General features: G+C 46.0%; 1 protein-coding gene. It reads right to left on the reverse strand.

Features of this window, described 5'->3' with window-relative positions; translation table 11 throughout:
* Positions 1-222 (reverse strand): hypothetical protein (locus AB4274_RS22070; protein ID WP_372113252.1); only part of this gene is annotated, 222 nt, incomplete at its 3' end.
* Between the last annotated feature and the right edge of the window lie 15 nt (positions 223-237).

The raw sequence follows: 237 nt of genomic DNA on the forward strand, positions 1-237 counted from the left end.
TGCGACGTAATCCATTTCACCGGTTCCAGGAGTAACTGTAGGAATACCAGGTTCGATAGGCTCACCGGGAATGATCGGTTTGATTGGAGTATCTGTACCTGGTGGTGTGATAGGACGGTCACCAGAAACTAGATAAAAAGATTTGCCATCAAAGCCATACATTTTACCGTCGTAATATACGATGTTATCGGTAATCGAGATTTCATGTTGTGGAACGCGCACGGTCTCCCCGTCTAC

Source organism: Vibrio sp. 10N.261.55.A10, assembly GCF_041470825.1.
GTDB classification, from domain to species: Bacteria; Pseudomonadota; Gammaproteobacteria; order Enterobacterales; family Vibrionaceae; genus Vibrio; species Vibrio crassostreae_C.